Annotated in this window: 1 protein-coding gene and 1 pseudogene; both read left to right on the forward strand. The window is 49.0% G+C overall.

The window, feature by feature from the left end; translation table 11 throughout:
* A pseudogene (locus R7Z49_RS23535) lies at positions 1-159 on the forward strand (pilus assembly protein); the annotation flags it as partial.
* Positions 143-1,039, forward strand: coding sequence for a type-F conjugative transfer system secretin TraK (locus tag R7Z49_RS23540; RefSeq protein WP_276434622.1), 897 nt, complete (start codon positions 143-145; stop codon positions 1,037-1,039). The pseudogene R7Z49_RS23535 and the gene R7Z49_RS23540, both read left to right, overlap by 17 nt.
* Positions 1,040-1,113: the final 74 nt, after the last annotated feature.

Raw genomic sequence — 1,113 nt, forward strand, 5'->3', positions numbered from 1 at the left:
CGCCAAACTCGCACCTATGAGTTTGACATCGATATTGAGCAATACCGTCCAAAGCTCAGTTGGATGGATACGTATGAAGGGCAAGCTAGAACGAAGCGCGTTCGTGAAAAGTTGACCCAAGAGCAAAACCGGAGGGTGAATGATGCGAACCAAAATTAGTCGATGGATAACACCAAGCTTAATCGCAATGAGCTTGAGTGGCGTCCTGTTATCTCAAGCGTCGTATGCAGACGTGGAATTGCCAATTGTGCCAGCCAGTGTGATGAAGCAGTCCGCTACTGCAAATCCACCGACTCAAACCAATTCGGTTGCAACGGATGTGCCAACAACGCTACTAATGACACCGGGAGTCAATGAACTGATCCCTGTGGCACTTGGCCATCTGAACCGGATTGTGACACCGTTTGAATCGCCTCAGGTGAGAACAACCAGTGATGCTCAGACGCAAATCAAGGCGAATGTTGTATATGTGGCCACGGACAAAGAATCACCGGTTTCACTTTACATCACTCCGCCTGGTCAGGAAGCGCCAGCATTATCTGTCACCTTAGTACCTCGTCGTATTCCACCGCGTGAAATTACCTTAGCTATTGATGGTCAGCAGTGGCCTATTAAGGGCGTCGTGAACCGCAAAGCCGCCACTTGGGAAACGGCTCAGCCATACGTCGATAGCTTACGTGATTTACTCAGACGCCTTGCACTAAATGAGTTACCACAAGGCTATGACATCCGTTTAGCTGGCCAAACTGACACAAGCCCGAAATGTTTTCAGCCGGGCTTAAAGTTTGGTTTTAAGCAGGGGCAAATTGTGACGGGACATTACTTCACAGTCTATGTAGGACTGGTTGAAAGCTTTGCCGATGAGCCGATAGAAGCCAGTGAAATAGCCTGTCATGCACCAGATATAGTGGCAAGCGCTTACTGGCCTCGCAATATCTTGTTGCCGGGTGAAAAGACTGAGTTGTATGTGGTTGTTCGCAATCATCGTGAAGAACCAGTGGAAAGTCAGCGACCTTCGCTTCTTGTGGGAGGTAAGTAACGATGAAAGCACAATGGGAACAAATGAGCCCGAACATGAAGCGGGGTCTATCGGTTGCTGGTATTGCTGGTGGT

Origin of the sequence: Vibrio sp. 1562 (assembly GCF_033340155.1) — a bacterium.
GTDB classification, from domain to species: Bacteria; Pseudomonadota; Gammaproteobacteria; order Enterobacterales; family Vibrionaceae; genus Vibrio; species Vibrio alginolyticus.